Origin of the sequence: Ensifer sp. ENS09, from assembly GCF_014852425.1 — a bacterium.
In the GTDB taxonomy this organism is placed as follows: domain Bacteria; phylum Pseudomonadota; class Alphaproteobacteria; order Rhizobiales; family Rhizobiaceae; genus Ensifer.
Map to the genome: position 1 here is coordinate 387740 of NZ_JACVBP010000006.1, position 17356 is coordinate 405095.

Below are 17356 nucleotides of genomic sequence, written 5' to 3' on the forward strand. Positions count from 1 at the left end.
GATGCGCGCCTTCGCCGAACTGCTCGACCGCCTCGTCCTCAGCCCGCAGCGCAACGCCAAGATCCGCCTGCTTGTCGATTACTTCCGCACCGCGCCGGACCCCGATCGCGGCTATGCGCTTGCCGCAATCGCCGGCACGTTGTCGCTCAACACCGTCAAACCGGCGATGATCCGCGACCTCCTGCTCGAACGCATGGACGCGGTGCTTTTCCAGTATTCCTACGACTATGTCGGCGACCTTGCCGAAACGGTTTCGCTCGTCTGGGAGCCGCCTGCCGGCACCGTGGAGGCGGACATTCCGCTTGGCGAGGCCATCGAGCGCCTGCAAAGGACCGGACGCGCCGATGTGCGCGGCGTCGTTCGCGACATGCTCGACCGATTGGACACCTCGGCGCGCTTCGCCTTCCTCAAGCTGGTGACGGGAGGCCTTCGCATCGGCGTTTCAGCCAAGCTCGCCAAGCAGGCGCTCGCCGACATGGGCGGCCAGGACGTCGCCGAGATCGAGACCCTCTGGCACGGCCTGTCGCCGCCCTACCTGCCGCTCTTCCGCTGGCTTTCGGGAGAGGCGGAGAAGCCCGCTCTTTCGACGCCGGCCGTCTTCCACTCGGTCATGCTCGCCAACCCCGTCGGTGACGGCGATCTCGACGGGCTCGAACCAAAGGATTTTGCCGCCGAATGGAAGTGGGACGGCATCCGCGTTCAGCTTGCCAACATCGGCGGTGTGCGCCGGCTCTATTCCCGCAGCGGCGACGAGATTTCCGGCGCCTTTCCGGATGTGCTGGAAGCCGCCGACTTTACCGGAGTGATCGACGGCGAACTGCTGGTCGGCGGCACCGCGCGCACCAATCGTGCAACGCGAACCTTCGCCGACCTGCAGCAACGGCTGAACCGCAAGACGGTCAGCCACAAGCTCATCGAAACCTATCCCGCTTTCGTTCGCGCCTATGACATTCTCTTCTCAGGCGAAGAGGACGTTCGCCCGCTGGACTTCGCCGCAAGGAGAGCAATGCTCGCCGGCCTTGTGGAGCGCGCCTCACCGCAGCATTTCGACCTCTCGCCGCTGGTGCCCTTCTCGTCCTGGGAAGAACTCGACCGGCTGCGCGCCGATCCGCCGGATCCCGTCATCGAAGGCATCATGCTGAAACGGCTGGATTCGCCCTATACGCCGGGCCGCGCCAAAGGCCCGTGGTTCAAGTGGAAGCGCGCGCCCTTCAATATCGACGCGGTGCTGATGTATGCCCAGCGCGGCCACGGCAAGCGCTCGAGCTATTACTCCGACTACACATTCGGCGTCTGGACCGACATCGAGGGCAAGGAAACGCTGGTGCCCGTCGGCAAGGCCTATTTCGGCTTCACCGATGCGGAACTCGAAATCCTCGACCGCTTCGTCCGGGACAACACGACCGAACGCTTCGGCCCGGTGCGGGCCGTGAGGGCGGAACCCGATTTCGGTTTCGTCGTCGAGGTCGCCTTCGAGGGTATCAACCGCTCGAGCCGCCACAAGTCGGGCGTCGCCATGCGCTTCCCGCGCATCGCGCGCCTGAGACAGGACAAGCTGCCGCGTGACGCCGACCGGCTGGAGACGCTGCAGGCGATGATCGAGGCGCGAGAGAGCACATAGGAGCGCCTGCAAAGATTGAGGGAACACTGACGACGGCTGCGCGTTGGGACCGGGCAACCAACCGAAAGGCCCAACCGAAAGGCAATGTGCCATGCCAGCCAAATCGAAAGCCCAGCAGCGTGCAGCCGGCGCTGCCCTTGCCGCCAAGCGCGGCGACGTCAAGAAATCCAGCCTCAAGGGCGCGTCGCGCGAGATGGAAAAATCTATGAGCGAAGGTGAACTCGAAGAGCTTGCAGAAACCAAGCACAAGAAGCTGCCCGAGCGCAAAGGTGACTGAGGCGCGAAGGAATAAAAGCGGCACCTAAAACAAGGTTTATTAAGACCCTTTTGGGATTATCCGGCTCAAGACATAGCCATTCGCGTGCCGCCGGGGTGTTTCGTGCCTGCCAGACATGCTTTCAACCTCGGAATGAAGAGGCTCTCCAGGGTTTTGACGCCGAGCTATCTTCCGGCGATCATCGCCGCCTTCGTGGTTCTGGTCGCCGGCATCCTTGCGGACAACCAGAACCAGGTGGTCGACGAGGCGCGCCAGCGCGCACGCGTCGCCGAGGAACTCAACCCCATCCGCTCCAAGCTCGAGGCCAACGTCAATGGCAACGTCCAGCTCGTTCGCGGGCTGATCGGCACCCTGGTCACCGAGCCGGCGATGGACCAGCCGCGTTTCGCCGCTCTGGCGCGCAGTGTCTTCACCGAGCGCTCGCAATTGCGCAGCATCGCCGGTGCGCCCAATCTGATCGTCTCGCTCGTCTATCCGCTCGAACAAAATCGCCGCGCACTCGGCCTCGACTATCGCAAGAACGAGGCGCAGCGCGCCGCCGTCATGCGTGTAAAGGACACCGGCCAGATGGTACTTGCCGGGCCTGTCGATCTCGTCCAGGGCGGCAAGGGCCTGATCGGCCGCTTCCCCGTGTCGATCGATGCGGGCGGCGGCAGCAACCGCTTCTGGGGCATCGTCTCGGCCATCATCGACGTGGACCGGCTCTATCGCGACAGCGGCCTTTCTTCCGATGAACTCGGCATCGACGTCGCCATTGCCGGTCGGGACGGCACGGGCGCGCAGGGTCCGGTCTTTTACGGCGACGCAAACATTTTCCGCGATGCACCGGTCGAAATGACCGTGTTTCTGCCCGGTGGCTCCTGGCATATCGCCGCCGTTCCCAAAGGCGGCTGGCCGACGACGGCTGGCAATGCCTGGCTCATTCGCGGCCTCATCGTCATCGGCGGCCTGATGATCATCCTGCCGATGGTGTTGACCGGGCGCCTCCTGAGCGAGCGGCAAGGCAACATTCGTGCCCTCAGGCACAGCAAGGCGCAACTCCAGGAGCTCTCCCATCGGCTGAAGATCGCGCTCGACTCCTCCCAGATCGGTATCTGGGAACTCGACGTCGCCAGCAGGAAGCTCCTCTGGGACGATCGGACCAAGGAGCTCTATGGGCGGACGGCATCGTTGCGGCAGGCCTACGACGACTGGAAGGACACGCTGCACCCGGACGATCTCGAGCGCGCCGAACGGGAATTTGCCGAGGCGCTGGAATCCGGGCTCGCCTACAATTCCGACTTCCGCATCCGCCTGCCCGACGGCGGCACGCGCCACATCCGGGCCAACGGTTCCTTCTATATCGGCGCCGACGGCCACCGGAAGATCGTCGGGGTCAACTGGGACGTGACCGCCGACTTCGAGACCCGCGAAACGCTTTTCGAAGCCAAGCGCACGGCCGAGGCGCACAGCGTCGAGCTCGAAGCGGCGCGCCACCGTATGGAGTTCAACGCGCTGCACGATCCGCTGACCGGCCTGCCGAACCGCCGGTTCCTCGACCAGGTCCTGGCTGAGCGCGACCGGCATTTCGCGCGCGAGGCGAAGCTCAGCATCTTCCACATGGATCTCGACCGGTTCAAGCAGATCAACGATACGCTCGGCCACGCGGCCGGCGACGAGATCCTCAGGCATGCCGCCGAACTGCTGCGCGGCAATGCCGACGAAAAGGACTTCGTCGCCCGCATCGGCGGCGACGAATTCGTCCTCGTCCGCCAGGATGGCGGCATGGAGCCGGACGCCCGGCTGGCGTCGCGCATCATCGAGGCGATGAGCGTGCCCGTCCGCTACAAGGACCAGGAGTGCCGCATCGGCGTCAGCATCGGCATCGCCGCCCAGAACCAGGCGAACGAAGAGCTGTCGCACGTGCTCGTCAATGCCGACATTGCGCTCTATGAAGCCAAGCGCCGCGGCCGCAACCGGCACGAGATCTTTACCGGCGAACTGAAGACGGCCGTCTTCAAGACCAAGCAGACCGCCGACGAGATCCTGCGCGGGCTCGAGCACAACGAGTTCATCGCGCATTTCCAGCCGCAGTTCTGTCCGCGCTCGCTGGACATTATCGGTGTCGAGGCGCTGGCGCGCTGGGATCATCCGACCAAGGGCCTGCTTGGTCCGCACACGTTCCTGAAGACGGCCGAAGACATCAACGTCGTGGCCTCGATCGACCAGGCGATCCTGGAGCAGGCGCTGTTCCAGATCTACCGCTGGGAAGCGAGCGGCATTCATATCCCCAAGGTCTCGGTCAATCTCTCCTATGCGCGGCTTCACGACGAAAATCTGATCGAGCGCCTGGAGCAGTTGCAGATCCCGGCGGGCCGCCTGTCGTTCGAACTGTTGGAATCGATCTCCTTCGACGAGAGCGACATGACGGTTCTGTCGAACATCCGTCGGATCAAGGGACTCGGCATCGACATCGAGATCGACGATTTCGGCACCGGCTATGCATCCATCGTCAGCCTCTTGAAGCTGACGCCGCGGCGCTTGAAGATCGACCGCCAGCTCGTCCTGCCGATCCTGAAGTCGCCGGCCGAAAAACGCCTGGTCGAGTCCATCATCGATATCGGCACCTCGCTCGGCATCGAGGTGATTGCCGAAGGCGTCGAGACCCTCGAACACGCTGCCATCCTGAAGGAACTCGGCTGCCACGGGCTGCAGGGTTATGCCTTCGCGCGGCCCATGAGCGCCAACGACCTTGCGACCTTTGCCTTCGAGCGCCGGTGGCTGGCAGCCTGAGATAGGCTTCGGCGCCTGTTAAAAACGCGGGTGCGTGCATTTTTCGCAGGCCTGAGGCTTGGCAGCCCTGCCGCGAATCGCCATAAAAACAATTGCCTGCCTCCGCTTCATGGGAATGGCGGCATCACCTGCGGCAGTCGCTGATGCGACCGCCCTTTCGGGCCTCTAGAGTGTCCCGCTTCAAGTGGAACCACTGAAAGCGGAAAAGATGCTCTAGAATCAAAATTCTGGTGCGTTTCCTGTGCATTCTTTCGGAAAGCACGGCGCTCGGGTGCCCGCTCTCCATGAACCCGAACGAAGGGAACGGTACGATCGAATACGCGGGAAAATTGCTTTCTGTCTTCATTCTCGCCCCATTTGCGGGAAGCCTCCTTGCAATCTTCTTTCCGCCCGATCAGCGCGGTGCGACAGCCTGGTTTGCAGGAGCGATCGCGCTCCTGTGTTTGCTCGTCGCCGCCGGTCTCTATCCCTTCGTCACCTCCGGCGGCGTCCTGCGCTACGACATCGCCTGGCTTCCGGAACTCGGCCTCAACTTCACGCTCCGGATGGACGGATTCGCCTGGCTCTTCACGGTTCTGGTGACCGCGATCGGCGTGCTTGTGGTGCTTTACGCCCGCTACTACATGGCGGCGGAAGACCCGGTGCCGCGCTTCCTGTCGCTGTTCCTCGCCTTCATGGGCTCGATGCTCGGCGTCGTGCTTTCAGGCAATCTCATCCTGCTCGCCGTCTTCTGGGAACTGACGAGCATCGTCTCCTTCCTATTGATCGGCTACTGGCACCACAATGCGCACGCCCGTGACGGCGCACGCATGGCGCTGACGGTGACCGGCACCGGCGGCCTCTGCATGCTCGTCGGCCTGCTTCTGATGGGCCGCATCGTCGGCAGCTACGATCTCGACGTCGTGCTCGCCTCCGGCGACCTCATCCGCAACTCGCCGCTCTACATTCCGGTCTTGATCCTGGTGCTGCTCGGCGCGCTGACGAAGAGCGCGCAGTTCCCGTTCCATTTCTGGCTGCCGCACGCCATGTCGGCGCCGACGCCGGTCTCGGCCTACCTGCACTCGGCAACAATGGTGAAGGCCGGTGTCTTCCTGCTGGCGCGCCTCTGGCCGGTCATGGCCGGCACCGAGGCCTGGTTCTGGATCGTCGGCCTTGCCGGTCTTTCGACGCTGCTGCTCGGCGCCTATTTCGCCATCTTCCAGCAGGACCTCAAAGGCCTGCTCGCCTATTCCACCATCAGCCATCTCGGCCTGATCACCGTGCTCCTGAGCCTCGGCAGCCCGCTGGCCGCCGTCGCCGCAGTCTTCCACATCGTCAACCACGCGACCTTCAAGGCGTCGCTGTTCATGGCGGCCGGCATCATCGACCACGAGACCGGAACGCGCGACATGCGCAAGCTCGGAGGGCTGATCAGGTACATGCCTGGAACGGCGGTGCTCGCCATGGTCGCGAGCGCGGCCATGGCCGGCGTGCCGCTCTTGAACGGCTTCATCTCCAAGGAAATGTTCTTCGCCGAAGCGATCGAAACGCACCAGGCCAATATTCTCGACACGATGACGCCTTATGTCGCGACGCTCGCCGGCATGTTCGCGGTCACCTATTCGCTGCGCTTCATCCACAGCGTCTTTTTCGGAAAGACGCCGGAGGACCTGCCGAAGGTGCCGCACGAGCCGCCGCGCTGGATGCGCGTGCCGATCGAGTTCCTGGTGCTTGCCTGCCTCGTCGTCGGCATCATCCCGGCGATCACCATCGGCCCATTCCTGCACACGGCGGTCGTCTCCATTCTCGGCGCCAACACGCCCTATTACAGCCTGTCGGTCTGGCACGGCTGGAACCTGCCGCTGATCATGAGCTTCGTCGCGCTTGCTGGCGGCGTCGGCCTCTACTTCCTGATGCGCAACTATCTCGCCACCAGCGTCGAAGGGCCACCGATCTTCCGCCTGCTGCATGGCCAGCGCATCTTCGAGCGCGTGCTGGTAACGCTCTCCTGGAAATGGGCGCGTTTTCTCGAGCAACGCCTCGGCACACGGCGGCTGCAGCCGCAAATGCGCTTCCTCGTCTTCATCGCGATCGCCGCCGGCGCACTGCCACTGCTTCTCAATCATTTCGAGTTGCCGCCGCTTCTCGTGCGCAGCATCGATCCGGCCTTCGCCCTGCTCTGGGCGATCGGAATCGCCTGCGCCATCGGTGCTGCGATCCTGGCAAAGTTCCACCGGCTGGCAGCGCTCGTGCTGCTCGGCGGCGCCGGGCTCACCACCTGCCTGACGTTCGTCTGGCTTTCCGCGCCGGATCTGGCGGTAACCCAGCTGCTCGTCGAGATCGTCACCACCGTGCTGATCCTGCTCGGCTTGCGGTGGCTGCCGAAGCGCATCGAGGACACCGAGGAAACCGAACTGTTGTCGCTGAAGGTCCGCTTCCGGCGCCTGCGTGACTTCCTGCTGGCGGTCGTCGCCGGCGGCGGTGTGGCGCTGATCGCCTATACGATGATGACCCGGCCCATGCCCGACACGATCGCAAGCTACTTCCTCGAGCGCGCCTACAAGGAAGGCGGCGGCACCAATGTCGTCAACGTCATCCTCGTCGACTTCCGCGGCTTCGACACGCTCGGCGAGATCGCGGTGCTGGCGATCGTCGCGCTCACGGTCTTCGCCTTGCTGCTGCGCTTCCGCCCGCAGGCCGACAGCCTGGAGGCGCCGGAACAGCAGCGCGTCCAGAACGCCTTCGACGACGATCATCCAGACCGCAACAAGGGTGACAGCGTCGCCGAATACCTGTTCGTGCCGTCGGTGATCATGCGCTGGATGTTCCCGGTCATCGGCATGCTGGCAGCCTACCTCTTCCTGCGTGGCCATGACCTGCCGGGCGGCGGCTTTGCTGCCGGCATCGCCATGTCGATCGGCTTCATCCTGCAATACATGTCCGGCGGAACCCGCTGGGTCGAGGAACGGCTGCGCATCCATCCGCTGCGCTGGATGAGCATCGGCCTTCTGGTGGCGGTGGCAACCGGCATCGGTTCCTGGTTCTTCGGCTATCCGTTCCTGACGTCCCATGCGCAATACGTGACGCTGCCGATCATCGGCAAGTTCCCGCTGGCGAGCGCGCTGTTCTTCGATCTCGGCGTGTTCTCGCTGGTGCTCGGCGCAACCGTGCTGATCCTGATCGCGCTTGCCCACCAGTCGATCCGCGCGCCGCGTGCCCATGCACGCGCCATGCGAAAGGAGGCACGCTGATGGAGATCATTCTGTCTGCCGCAATCGGCGTGCTGACGGCATCCGGCGTCTACCTGCTTTTACGTCCGCGCACCTATCAGGTGATCATCGGCCTCTCGCTGCTCTCCTATGCCGTCAACCTCTTCATCTTCGGCATGGGACGCCTTCGGGTGAACGCGCCGCCGGTGCTGGAACCGGGTGGCGTCGGCGATCTCAGCCGTTTCACCGATCCGGTGCCGCAGGCCCTTGTCCTAACGGCCATCGTCATCGGCTTTGCCATGACGGCACTCTTCCTCGTCGTGCTGCTCGCCTCGCGCGGCTTCACCGGCACCGACCATGTCGACGGCAGGGAGCAGCGCCATGACTAACTGGATGCACCACCTGCTGATCCTGCCGATCCTGCTGCCGCTGATGGTCGGCGCTGCAATGATCCCGATCGACGAGCGCAACCGCTCGCTCAAGGGCGTGATGAGCCTCGTCTCGACGCTCGCGCTCTTTATCCTCTCGATCGTGCTGATGCGAATCGCCTCGATGGACGGAACGCCCGCCGGCAATGGCGTCTATCAGCTCGGCAACTGGCCCGCCCCCTTCGGCATCGTACTCGTTCTCGACCGTCTGTCGGCACTCATGCTGTGCCTGACGAGCGGACTGGCGCTGGCCGCCCAGGCCTATTCGATCGCGCGCTGGCACACCGCCGGCCATCACTTCCATTCGCTGTTCCAGTTGCTGATCGCCGGCCTCAACGGCTCGTTCCTGACCGGCGACCTCTTCAACCTCTTCGTCTTCTTCGAGATCATGCTGGCGGCGTCCTACGGGCTGCTGCTGCACGGCTCCGGGCCGCTGCGCGTCAAGGCAGGCCTGCACTATGTCGCGATCAACCTCGCCGCGTCCTCGCTCTTCCTGATCGGTGTCAGCCTGATCTACGGCGTGACCGGCACGCTCAACATGGCCGATCTCTCGATGAAGCTGGCAACGCTCTCGCCGGAGGATCGCCAGATGGTCGAGGTCGGCGCCGGCGTGCTCGGTGTCGCTTTCCTGGTGAAGGCCGGCATGTGGCCCTTGAGCTTCTGGCTGCCGACGGCCTATTCGGCCGCGACGCCCCCGGTCGCCGCCGTCTTTGCGATCCTCACCAAGGTCGGCATCTATGTCATTCTCAGGCTTTCCCTGCTGGTTTTCGGTGCGAGCGCCGGCGCGTCTGCCGGTTTCGGCCAGCCGGTCCTGCTTGCAGGCGGGTTGCTGACGATCGCCTTTGGCGCCATCGGCGTGCTCGCATCGCAGGCCATGGGGCGCCTCGCCGCCTATTCGGTGCTGGTCTCCTCGGGCACGCTTCTCGCCGCCATCGGCCTCGGCCATCCGAGCATGATCGCCGGGGCGCTCTTCTATCTCGTCAGCTCGACACTGACGATCGCCGCCTTCTTCCTGCTGATCGAACTGGTCGAGCGCGGCCGTGACGCCGGCGCCGACGTTCTGGCGGTGACGATGGAAGCCTATGGCGACGCCGACGAGGACGAAGAGGAAGAAGAAGTCGGCGCCGCGATCCCCGGCACGATGGCGATCCTCGGCCTCTGCTTCTGCCTTTGCGCTCTCCTGCTTGCGGGCCTGCCGCCGCTCTCCGGCTTCGTCGCCAAGTTCGCCATCCTCGGCGGTCTCTTCGGCCTTTCGGGAGCGGAAGCCGCGCCGGCAATCTCCGCCGCCGACTGGACTTATGTCACGCTGCTGATCCTTTCCGGTCTCGCCGCGATGATCGCGATGAACCGCGTCGGCATCCGTACCTTCTGGGCGTCGATCGAAAACACCGTGCCACGCGTCGTCGTCATCGAGATCACCCCCGTCGTCGTGCTGCTCGCGGCTTGCATCTTCTTGAGCGTGCAGGCCGGGCCGGCCATGCGCTACATGCAGGCAACAGCGGATTCGCTGTTCGATCCCGCTGGGTATACGGAACGAGTGCTCACGGCGCCCCGGGCGGGAGGGCAGTAGGCGATGCGCACCTGGCTCCCCTATCCGCTTCTCTCCGTCGGGCTGCTCGTCATCTGGCTCCTGCTCAATCAGTCGGTCGCGCCCGGCACCTTCCTCATGGGGACGATACTGGCAACCGGTCTCGGCTGGGTGACGCTGAAGCTCGGCCTCATGCGATCGCACCCGCGCCGGATCCTGTTGATCGTGCGCTTCGGCTTTGCCGTCGCCCTCGACGTGATCCGCTCGAACATCGCGGTCATCGCCGTCATCCTGCGTGGCCAACGCCGCCCGCCGAATTCAGGCTTCCTGACCATCGATCTCGATCTGGAAGACGAAAACGCCCTGGCGCTGCTTGCCTGTGTCATGACCGCGACGCCGGGAACGGCCTGGCTCGAATACGATCGCGGCCGCAAATCGCTGCTCTTCCACGTGCTCGACATGGAAAACGAGGACATCTGGCTCGATACGGTCAAGCGCTACGAGACCGCCCTGAAGGAGATATTCGGATGATGGAACTTTCAATCATCTGGTCGATCCTGGTTGCCCAGATCATGCTCGGCCTGGCGATGGCCTTTGCCTTCTATCGCATGGTGCGAGGACCGCGCGCCCAGGACCGCATCCTCGGCCTCGACACGCTCTACATCAACGCCATGCTGATGCTTTTGACCTTCGGCATCCGCACGGCCAACTCGCTCTATTTCGAGTCTGCACTGATCGTGGCTTTGATCGGCTTCGTCTCGTCGATCGCCTTCGGCAAGTTCCTGATGCGCGGGGAGATCATCGAATGAGCCACCTCACCGATCTTCCCGTCTGGGCCGCCGTGCTCGTCTGCGGGCTGACCGTTCTCGGTGCCGCGGTGGCGCTGATCGGCTCCGTCGGCCTACTCCGGTTCACGAGCTTTTACGAGCGCCTGCACGCGCCGACGCTCGCGACCAGCGGCGGCGTGCTGATGATCTGCACCGCCTCGATCATCTGCTTTGCCGTGCTGCAGAGCCGCTGGGTGTTCCACGAGATCTTGATCATCGTCTTCGTCGTCGTCACCACGCCGGTGACGCTGATGCTGCTCGGCCAGGCGGCGCTCTACCGCGACCGCGTCGAGGAAAAGCGCGGTGTCCCGCTCAAGCAGCGACCGCCCCGCGAAGAACCGGGGGAATAGGTTTCAAGCCGTTCCTGGACCTGGGACTGCATGCCATGGGAGCGCGGCCTATTCGCCGCGCCCTCTGAAGCGCCGCTGATAGGCGGGATCATAAAGCGAGCTTTCGCGGAAATCGGAGGCTTCGAGCCCCGGACCGACGAAGATCAGCGCCGTGCGCTCGATCGGCTCTTCCGCCACCTTGGCGGCGATATTGCCGAGCGTGCCGCGCACCACCCGTTCGTCCGGCCAGGAGGCCTTGACGACGATCGCGACCGGGCAGTCGGCACCGTAGAGCGGCGTCAGTTCCTCGACGACCTGCCCGAGCGCGTGGATCGCAAGGTGGATCGCCAGCGTCGATCCCGTAGCGCCGAAGGCGGCAAGCGTTTCGCTGTTCGGCATCGGTGAAGCGCGGCCGGAAACGCGGGTCAGAACCAGGCTCTGGGCCAGCGCCGGAATGGTCAGTTCACGCCCAAGCGCTGCGGCGGCCGCCGCAAAAGAGGGAACGCCCGGCGTCATCGTATAGCCGATGCCGTGCTTTTCCAGCCGGCGGATCTGCTCGGCCACGGCACTCCAGACCGAGAGGTCGCCGGAATGCAGACGCGCCACATCCAGACCATCAGCTTCGGCTCTGAGATACTCGGCCTCGATCTCGTCGAGCGACATCGGCGCGGTGTCGATGATCCGAGCACCGGGCGGGCAATATTGCAGCAGTTCCGGCGAGACGATCGAGCCGGCATAGAGGCAGACCGGGCAGCGCCCGATCAGGTCGCGACCGCGCACCGTGATCAGGTCTGCAGCCCCCGGGCCGGCGCCGATGAAATGTACCGTCATAGGTTGCTCTTTCTTTTTCTTACGCAGTCCTGACGCAAGACCGCGTCATACTTTTTCTGGGCCTTAGCCCTTCGTCCACGACCATTGCGTGACCGGCATGGCCGGCTTCCAGCCGGTCATTGCACCGATCGGTCCTGCCCGCGCGATATCGATGCGGATCAACGAACCGCCGAGCCGCGCGTGATGTTCAAGCAGAACCGCCTCCATATCCGTCGTTACCGCATTGGCAACCAGCCGTCCGCCTGACTTGAGCGCGTCGATCGCCGCTTCCATCACGCCGTCTTCGCTGCCACCGCCACCGATGAAGATCGCGTCCGGCTGCGGCAAGCCGGCAAGCGCCGCCGGCGCCTCGCCTTCGACGACGGTCAGCCCGGGCACGCCGAACATCGTCGCGTTGCGGCCGATGCGCGCTGCCCGCTCCGGTTCCACCTCGATGGTGATCGCCTGCATGGTCGGGTCGGCCAGCATCCATTCGATGCCGATCGAGCCGGAGCCGCCGCCGATATCCCAGAGCAGTTCGCCCTTGCGCGGCGCAAGAGCCGAGAGCGTCAGCGCCCGCACCTCCCGCTTGGTGATCTGCCCGTCATGTTCGAATAGCGCGTCGTCGCGGCCGGCGGCGAGCGGCAGCACGCGCGCGCCCTCGTCAGCCGTCACTTCGATGGCGCAAACGTTCAAAGGATGCACGAGGCCGAGCATGAAGCGCGAGGCAATCTGCGTCGTCACCCGTTCGCCGGCGCCACCAAGTGCTTCCAGCACCGTCAGCCGCGACTGACCGAAGCCGCTTGAAACCAGCAGTTCGGCCAGGTCCCTCGGACCCGCACCGTCCGACGTCAGCGTCAACACCTTGGCACCGGGATGCAGGTGCGGCCGCACCAGATCGAGCGGGCGTCCATGCACGGAAACAAGCGTCGCGTCCTGCAGCGCCCAGCCGAGGCGCGAGGCGGCAAGGCTGATCGAGGACGGCGCCGGAAGCGTGCGGATTTCGGCCGACGCGATCCGGCGCGCCAGGGTCACGCCGACGCCGAAGAAGAACGGGTCACCCGAGGCGAGCACCACCACCGGGCTGCCGCGGCGCGCGACGATCTCGACGACCGAGCGCTCCAGCGGGCTTTGCCAATTGTGCGCTTCGCCGGTGATGAGGGAGGCCGCAAGTTCCAGATGGCGGTGGCCGCCGTAGACAACCGGCGCCTCGGCGATCAGCCGCTTGGCCTCGTCGCCGAGACCCGCTACACCATCCTCACCGATACCGATGACGGTCAGCCAGGGGGAGACGATGGCGGGTTCGCTGTTCGACACGTCAGCCATGGAAAAACCTCGTATTCTGATATTGGGTGGCACCACCGAGGCACGCGAGCTCGCACGCCGGCTGGCCGAAGATGCCCGCTTTGATACCGCCATCTCGCTCGCCGGCCGCACGGCCGACCCACGGCCGCAGCCGGTGAGGACCCGCATCGGCGGCTTCGGCGGCGCCGAAGGACTGGCGCATTTCCTGCGCGACGAAAAGATCGCGTTGCTGGTCGATGCGACGCACCCCTTTGCCGCGCGCATTTCGCACAATGCCGCCGAGGCGGTGCAAAGAATTGTCGTGCCGCTGCTCGCCCTTCGCCGACCGGAATGGTTGCCCCTGCCCAGCGACCGCTGGACCCTGGTCGATAGCGTTGTCGAGGCGGTCAGTGCGCTTGGCGATCGAAGGCGCCGCGTGTTCCTTGCCATCGGCCGGCAGGAGGCGTTCCATTTCGAAGTCGCGCCTCAGCACAGCTACGTCATCCGCAGCGTCGATCCGGTCACGCCGCCGCTCGATCTTCCGGACCAGGAGGCGATTCTTGCAACCGGCCCCTTCAAGCAAGCCGACGAAGCCGAACTGCTCAAGAGCCGGCAGATCGACGTGATCGTCGCCAAGAACAGCGGCGGCAGCGCCACCTACGGCAAGATCGCCGCTGCGCGCCGGCTTGGCATCGAGGTGATCATGGTCGAGCGGCGCAAGCCCGCGGACGTGCCGACGGTGGGCAATTGCGACGAGGCGCTCGACCGCATCGCTCACTGGCTCGCCCCTGCATAGAAGCGCGGCGTGTAGACGAGATCCGGCTGGCCGTCGCGCTCGACGGTACGCGTCTCGGGCGAACCGATGATGACGCAGGTCGCCATGTCGGCGCGGTTGGCATCGGCCTCGCCGAGCGGCATCACCGCAATCCGCTCGTCCGGCCGCCCGGCCGCGCGGCCGAAGATCACCGGAACCGTTGCCGGCAAGACGCCGCGCAGAAGCTCGAAGGCTTCGCCCAGTTGCCACGGCCGCGCCTTGCTGATCGGATTGTAGAGCGCGATGACGAAGCCCGCTTCCGCCGCCAGCCGCAGCCGCCTTGTGATGACTTCCCAGGGCTTCAGATTGTCGGAAAGCGAGATCGCGCAGAAATCATGACCGAGCGGCGCCCCGATACGAGCGGCAACGGCGAGCATCGCGGTCACGCCGGGCGTGATTACGAGTTCGACCGACTTCCATTCCTCAGGGCCCTTGTCGATGGCCTCACAGACGGCGGCGGCCATGGCGAAGACGCCGGGATCGCCGCCGGAGACCATGCAGACCTTCACGCCCGACGCCGCCCGCGCCAGCGCGACCTGCGCCCGGTCGAGCTCCTCGCGGTTGTCGGAGGCGACGCGGACCTGATCAGGTCTGAGGTTCAGCCGGTCGAGATAGGGAAAGTAGCCGTAGAATTCCTGGGCGGCGGCAACGGCTTCCGCCGTTTCCGGCGTCATCTGCTTGGCGCTGCCCGGTCCGGTGCCGACGACGTACAGCGTGCCGGTCATGGCCGGTCCTTCCAGCCGGGAACGAGCACCAGCGAGAAATAGGGCGCATCGTCATCAGCCTTTTCGGCGAGCGCCGTCATCGCCGCGTTCTTCATGGTGCCGCGTTCGACATAGACGGCCTGAGCGAGGCGGCCGGAGGCGGCAAGCGCGCGGCGGATCTTCGGCAGGTTGCGCCCCACCTTCATGATCACGGCCGCTTCGGTATCCTTCAGCCTGCGGCCAAGCTCGGCTTCGGCCATCGTGCCGGGAAGCACGGAGAGAACATCATCGCCCTGCACCAGCGGCAGGCCGGCAAGCGACCAGCAGCCGGACATGGCGGTAATGCCGGGGATCACCTCGACCGGGAAACGGTTGGCGAGCCGCACATGCAGATGCATGTAGGAACCGTAAAACAGCGGATCGCCTTCGCTGAGCACGGCGACCGTACGACCGGCGGCAAGATGCGCCGCCACGGCTTCGGCCGACGCATTGTAGAAATCGGTAATCTGGCTCTTGTAGGCGCCGTCGTCCTTGTCGATCTCGGTCGTCACCGGATAGTAGAGCGGCAATTCCACGAGATCCGGCTTCAGCAGTCCCTCGACCACGGCGCGACCGTTGCCGCTGCGCCCGGCCTTGGCGAAATAGGCAAGCACATCGGCCTGCCCGAGCGCTTTGACCGCCTTGACCGTCAGAAGCTCCGGGTCGCCGGGGCCGGTTCCAACGCCGATCAGGCGTCCCACACCGCCGCCGCTCACAGGCCCGGCCTCGCGAGCGAGTTGAGCGCCGCCGCCGTCATGGCGCTGCCACCGAGGCGGCCGCGCACGATCGCAAAGGGAACGCCATAAGAATTTTCCGCCAGCGCATCCTTCGATTCCGCAGCACCGACGAAACCGACGGGCATGCCGAGGATTGCCGCCGGCTTCGGCGCGCCATCACGCAGCATTTCGAGCAGGAAGAACAGCGCCGTCGGTGCGTTGCCGATCGCGACCACCGAACCGGCCAGACGCTCGCTCCAGAGCTTCAGGGCTGCGGCGGAGCGCGTGTTGCCGATCTCGGCGGCGATCTCGGGCGTGCGCGGATCGCGCAGCGTGCAGATCACCTCGTTACCGGCCGGAAGACGTGCGCGGGTCACACCATGCGCAACCATCTCGGCATCGCAGAGGATCGGCGCACCGGCCTTCAACGCCGTACGGGCGGAGCTTACGAAATCGGGAGAAAACACGAACTGCCTGGTCGCCTCGACGGAGCCGCAGGCATGCACCATGCGCACCGCCAGATCCGCTTCCTCTTCGGAGAAGCGCGAAAGATCGGCCTCGGCGCGAATGATAGCGAAGGAACGCTCGTAGATGGCGTTGCCATCGCGAATGTAATCATACTCAGGCATGTCTATCCCTGTTCGAACGCTGCCGAGACGCGCGCAGCTCCGAGCCGTGTAAGACAGGACTGCGCCGATTCGCCAGCGTCTTTGTTTTGCCGCACCAGCCAGCCGAGCCGGGCAAGTGCGGATCCCATTCCATTCTCATCGGTGTAGGCGCTTGGCAAGCCATTGGCAGCCCCATTTACGACAAGCCCGTATCCTGATGGCGCACCGACGAACGTCAGTTCGGACGGCTTCGGCCGGGCGCAGCCCTTGGCGCAGCCGGAGAGATGCACGGTCAGTGACCCGTCGAGCAACTCCGGCGCCGCCTCGACGAGGCGCTCAGCCATGCCCTTGGTCTCCATCCGGCCGGACGCACAGCCCTTGCTGCCGGCGCAGGTGGCGATCGCGTTGCGCGGATCCTCTTCGGCAATGCGAAAACCGTGTGCCACCGCCAGGCCCTGCGCCATCGCCGCCGTCTCAGGGCGAAGGCCGAGCACGAAGAAGGCGTGCCCCGGCGCAAGCCGGATCGCGCGCGCACCAAGTTCCTGGACCTGAAGGAGGTAGGATGCCAGCGCGGCAGCCTCCACTTGAGCAAAGGCCAGACCGAGACCAAGAACGGTGTCGGCGCTACCTAGGGCGTGAATGCCGGGTATGGCAGCCGAACGCGGAACGGCCGGGCGTTCGCTCGATGCCTCACAGCGACAGAGCGCGCGGATGTCCGCCGGGTCCAGATCGCGCCCGCGCGCCGCCGCGCCCAAGCTCGCCAGTTTCTCGAAAATGGTGACCAGGGCCGGCACGACTGCGTCGCCGGTAAACGTCCCGACGATCGATGCCTTCGCCGCCGTGCCGCCAAGCGACAGAACCCACGTCGCGCGCCCGGCAGTCGAAACCGCCTGAAGGCGAATGTCCGCAACCACGGCGCCAAGACCGAAGCGGCCGCCACTATCGATGACGACGGATAGTTTGGGTGCAAGCTTCAACGGCACCTGGCGCGCGCGAAGCGCTTCGCGAAGCTCGCTCGCAATCGGCCGGGGGTCGGCGATCTCGTCCGGGTCGATGCCGGCGAGAGGCGGCACTTCGATCGCGAGCCCGTCGGCTATCGTGATCTCCGCATCGCCGATCGCCTGCGCCAGCATCGCCACGGACGCCGCGCTCAGGCCGCGAAGCTGCAGGTTTCCGCGCGCGGTGATCTCGATGATGCCGTTGCCGAGGCGCTCGGCAGCAACGGCAAGTGCAATGACCTTCGGCAGCGTCAGACTGTCGTCCGTCGGCCTCAACCTGACGAGCAGGCCGTCGCCGGTCTGCATCGGCTCTGCCAAGGAAGGGCAGGCACCGCGGCGCATCGACGCGACAGTACCGGCATCTCCGGTCGATGGAAGGGCGCAGCTGGTCATCAAATCCGTCATCACGTGAG

Annotated in this window: 16 protein-coding genes; 10 read left to right on the forward strand and 6 right to left on the reverse strand. The window is 65.1% G+C overall.

From position 1 onward, the window contains the following. Position 1 precedes the first annotated feature (1 nt). From IB267_RS28575 to mnhG, 9 genes are all read left to right on the forward strand, one after another. Positions 2-1621, forward strand: coding sequence for a cisplatin damage response ATP-dependent DNA ligase (locus tag IB267_RS28575; RefSeq protein WP_192450828.1), 1620 nt, complete (start codon positions 2-4; stop codon positions 1619-1621). A 91-nt stretch (positions 1622-1712) separates the two neighbouring features. Then, positions 1713-1898 (forward strand): DUF3008 family protein, encoded by a 186-nt coding sequence (locus IB267_RS28580; RefSeq protein ID WP_043618506.1) that lies wholly within the window; start codon positions 1713-1715, stop codon positions 1896-1898. Positions 1899-2030: 132 nt separating this feature from the next. Continuing rightward, entirely contained in the window at positions 2031-4670 is a 2640-nt protein-coding gene (locus tag IB267_RS28585; RefSeq protein ID WP_192450893.1) for an EAL domain-containing protein, read from the forward strand. Between the two features lie 284 nt (positions 4671-4954). Further along, complete coding sequence (locus IB267_RS28590) at positions 4955-7900, forward strand: monovalent cation/H+ antiporter subunit A (RefSeq protein WP_192450829.1); 2946 nt, start codon at positions 4955-4957, stop codon at positions 7898-7900. Continuing rightward, a complete protein-coding gene (locus tag IB267_RS28595) occupies positions 7900-8247 on the forward strand; it encodes a Na+/H+ antiporter subunit C (protein WP_034787081.1) in 348 nt (115 codons plus the stop codon). The genes IB267_RS28590 and IB267_RS28595 overlap by 1 nt, the downstream gene beginning before the upstream one ends. After that, positions 8240-9856 (forward strand): monovalent cation/H+ antiporter subunit D, encoded by a 1617-nt coding sequence (locus IB267_RS28600; protein WP_192450830.1) that lies wholly within the window; start codon positions 8240-8242, stop codon positions 9854-9856. Before IB267_RS28595 ends, IB267_RS28600 begins: the two co-directional genes overlap by 8 nt. A gap of 3 nt (positions 9857-9859) precedes the next feature. After that, a complete protein-coding gene (locus tag IB267_RS28605) occupies positions 9860-10345 on the forward strand; it encodes a Na+/H+ antiporter subunit E (RefSeq protein WP_192450831.1) in 486 nt (161 codons plus the stop codon). Beyond that, positions 10342-10623: a K+/H+ antiporter subunit F gene (locus IB267_RS28610; protein ID WP_192450832.1), complete on the forward strand. Its 282-nt coding sequence runs from the start codon at positions 10342-10344 to the stop codon at positions 10621-10623. The genes IB267_RS28605 and IB267_RS28610 overlap by 4 nt, the downstream gene beginning before the upstream one ends. Beyond that, a complete protein-coding gene (mnhG, locus tag IB267_RS28615) occupies positions 10620-10991 on the forward strand; it encodes a monovalent cation/H(+) antiporter subunit G (RefSeq protein WP_192450833.1) in 372 nt (123 codons plus the stop codon). The genes IB267_RS28610 and mnhG overlap by 4 nt, the downstream gene beginning before the upstream one ends. 48 nt (positions 10992-11039) lie before the next feature. On the opposite strand, the gene cobM is transcribed toward mnhG, so the two are convergent. Together cobM and cbiE are read right to left on the reverse strand one after the other, a co-directional pair. After that, a complete protein-coding gene (cobM, locus tag IB267_RS28620) occupies positions 11040-11801 on the reverse strand; it encodes a precorrin-4 C(11)-methyltransferase (RefSeq protein WP_192450834.1) in 762 nt (253 codons plus the stop codon). Between the two features lie 63 nt (positions 11802-11864). Next, entirely contained in the window at positions 11865-13106 is a 1242-nt protein-coding gene (gene cbiE / locus IB267_RS28625) for a precorrin-6y C5,15-methyltransferase (decarboxylating) subunit CbiE (RefSeq protein ID WP_192450835.1), read from the reverse strand. On the opposite strand from cbiE, the gene IB267_RS28630 reads away from it, so the two are divergent. Next, positions 13075-13860 (forward strand): cobalt-precorrin-6A reductase, encoded by a 786-nt coding sequence (locus tag IB267_RS28630; RefSeq protein ID WP_192450836.1) that lies wholly within the window; start codon positions 13075-13077, stop codon positions 13858-13860. The two genes, cbiE and IB267_RS28630, sit on opposite strands and share 32 nt — an antisense overlap. Here the strand turns inward: IB267_RS28630 and IB267_RS28635 are convergent. From IB267_RS28635 to cobG, 4 genes are read right to left on the reverse strand one after another with little or no spacing between them, the layout of a single operon-like run. Then, positions 13839-14603 carry a precorrin-3B C(17)-methyltransferase gene (locus tag IB267_RS28635; RefSeq protein WP_192450837.1) on the reverse strand — a complete coding sequence of 255 codons (765 nt, stop codon included), beginning with the start codon at positions 14601-14603 and terminating at the stop codon, positions 13839-13841. The two genes, IB267_RS28630 and IB267_RS28635, sit on opposite strands and share 22 nt — an antisense overlap. Further along, a complete protein-coding gene (locus IB267_RS28640; protein WP_192450838.1) occupies positions 14600-15337 on the reverse strand; it encodes a precorrin-2 C(20)-methyltransferase in 738 nt (245 codons plus the stop codon). The genes IB267_RS28635 and IB267_RS28640 overlap by 4 nt, the downstream gene beginning before the upstream one ends. Then, positions 15334-15966: a precorrin-8X methylmutase gene (locus IB267_RS28645; RefSeq protein WP_192450839.1), complete on the reverse strand. Its 633-nt coding sequence runs from the start codon at positions 15964-15966 to the stop codon at positions 15334-15336. Before IB267_RS28645 ends, IB267_RS28640 begins: the two co-directional genes overlap by 4 nt. Positions 15967-15968: 2 nt before the next feature. Next, positions 15969-17336: a precorrin-3B synthase gene (gene cobG, locus IB267_RS28650; protein ID WP_192450894.1), complete on the reverse strand. Its 1368-nt coding sequence runs from the start codon at positions 17334-17336 to the stop codon at positions 15969-15971. Positions 17337-17356 lie beyond the last annotated feature (20 nt).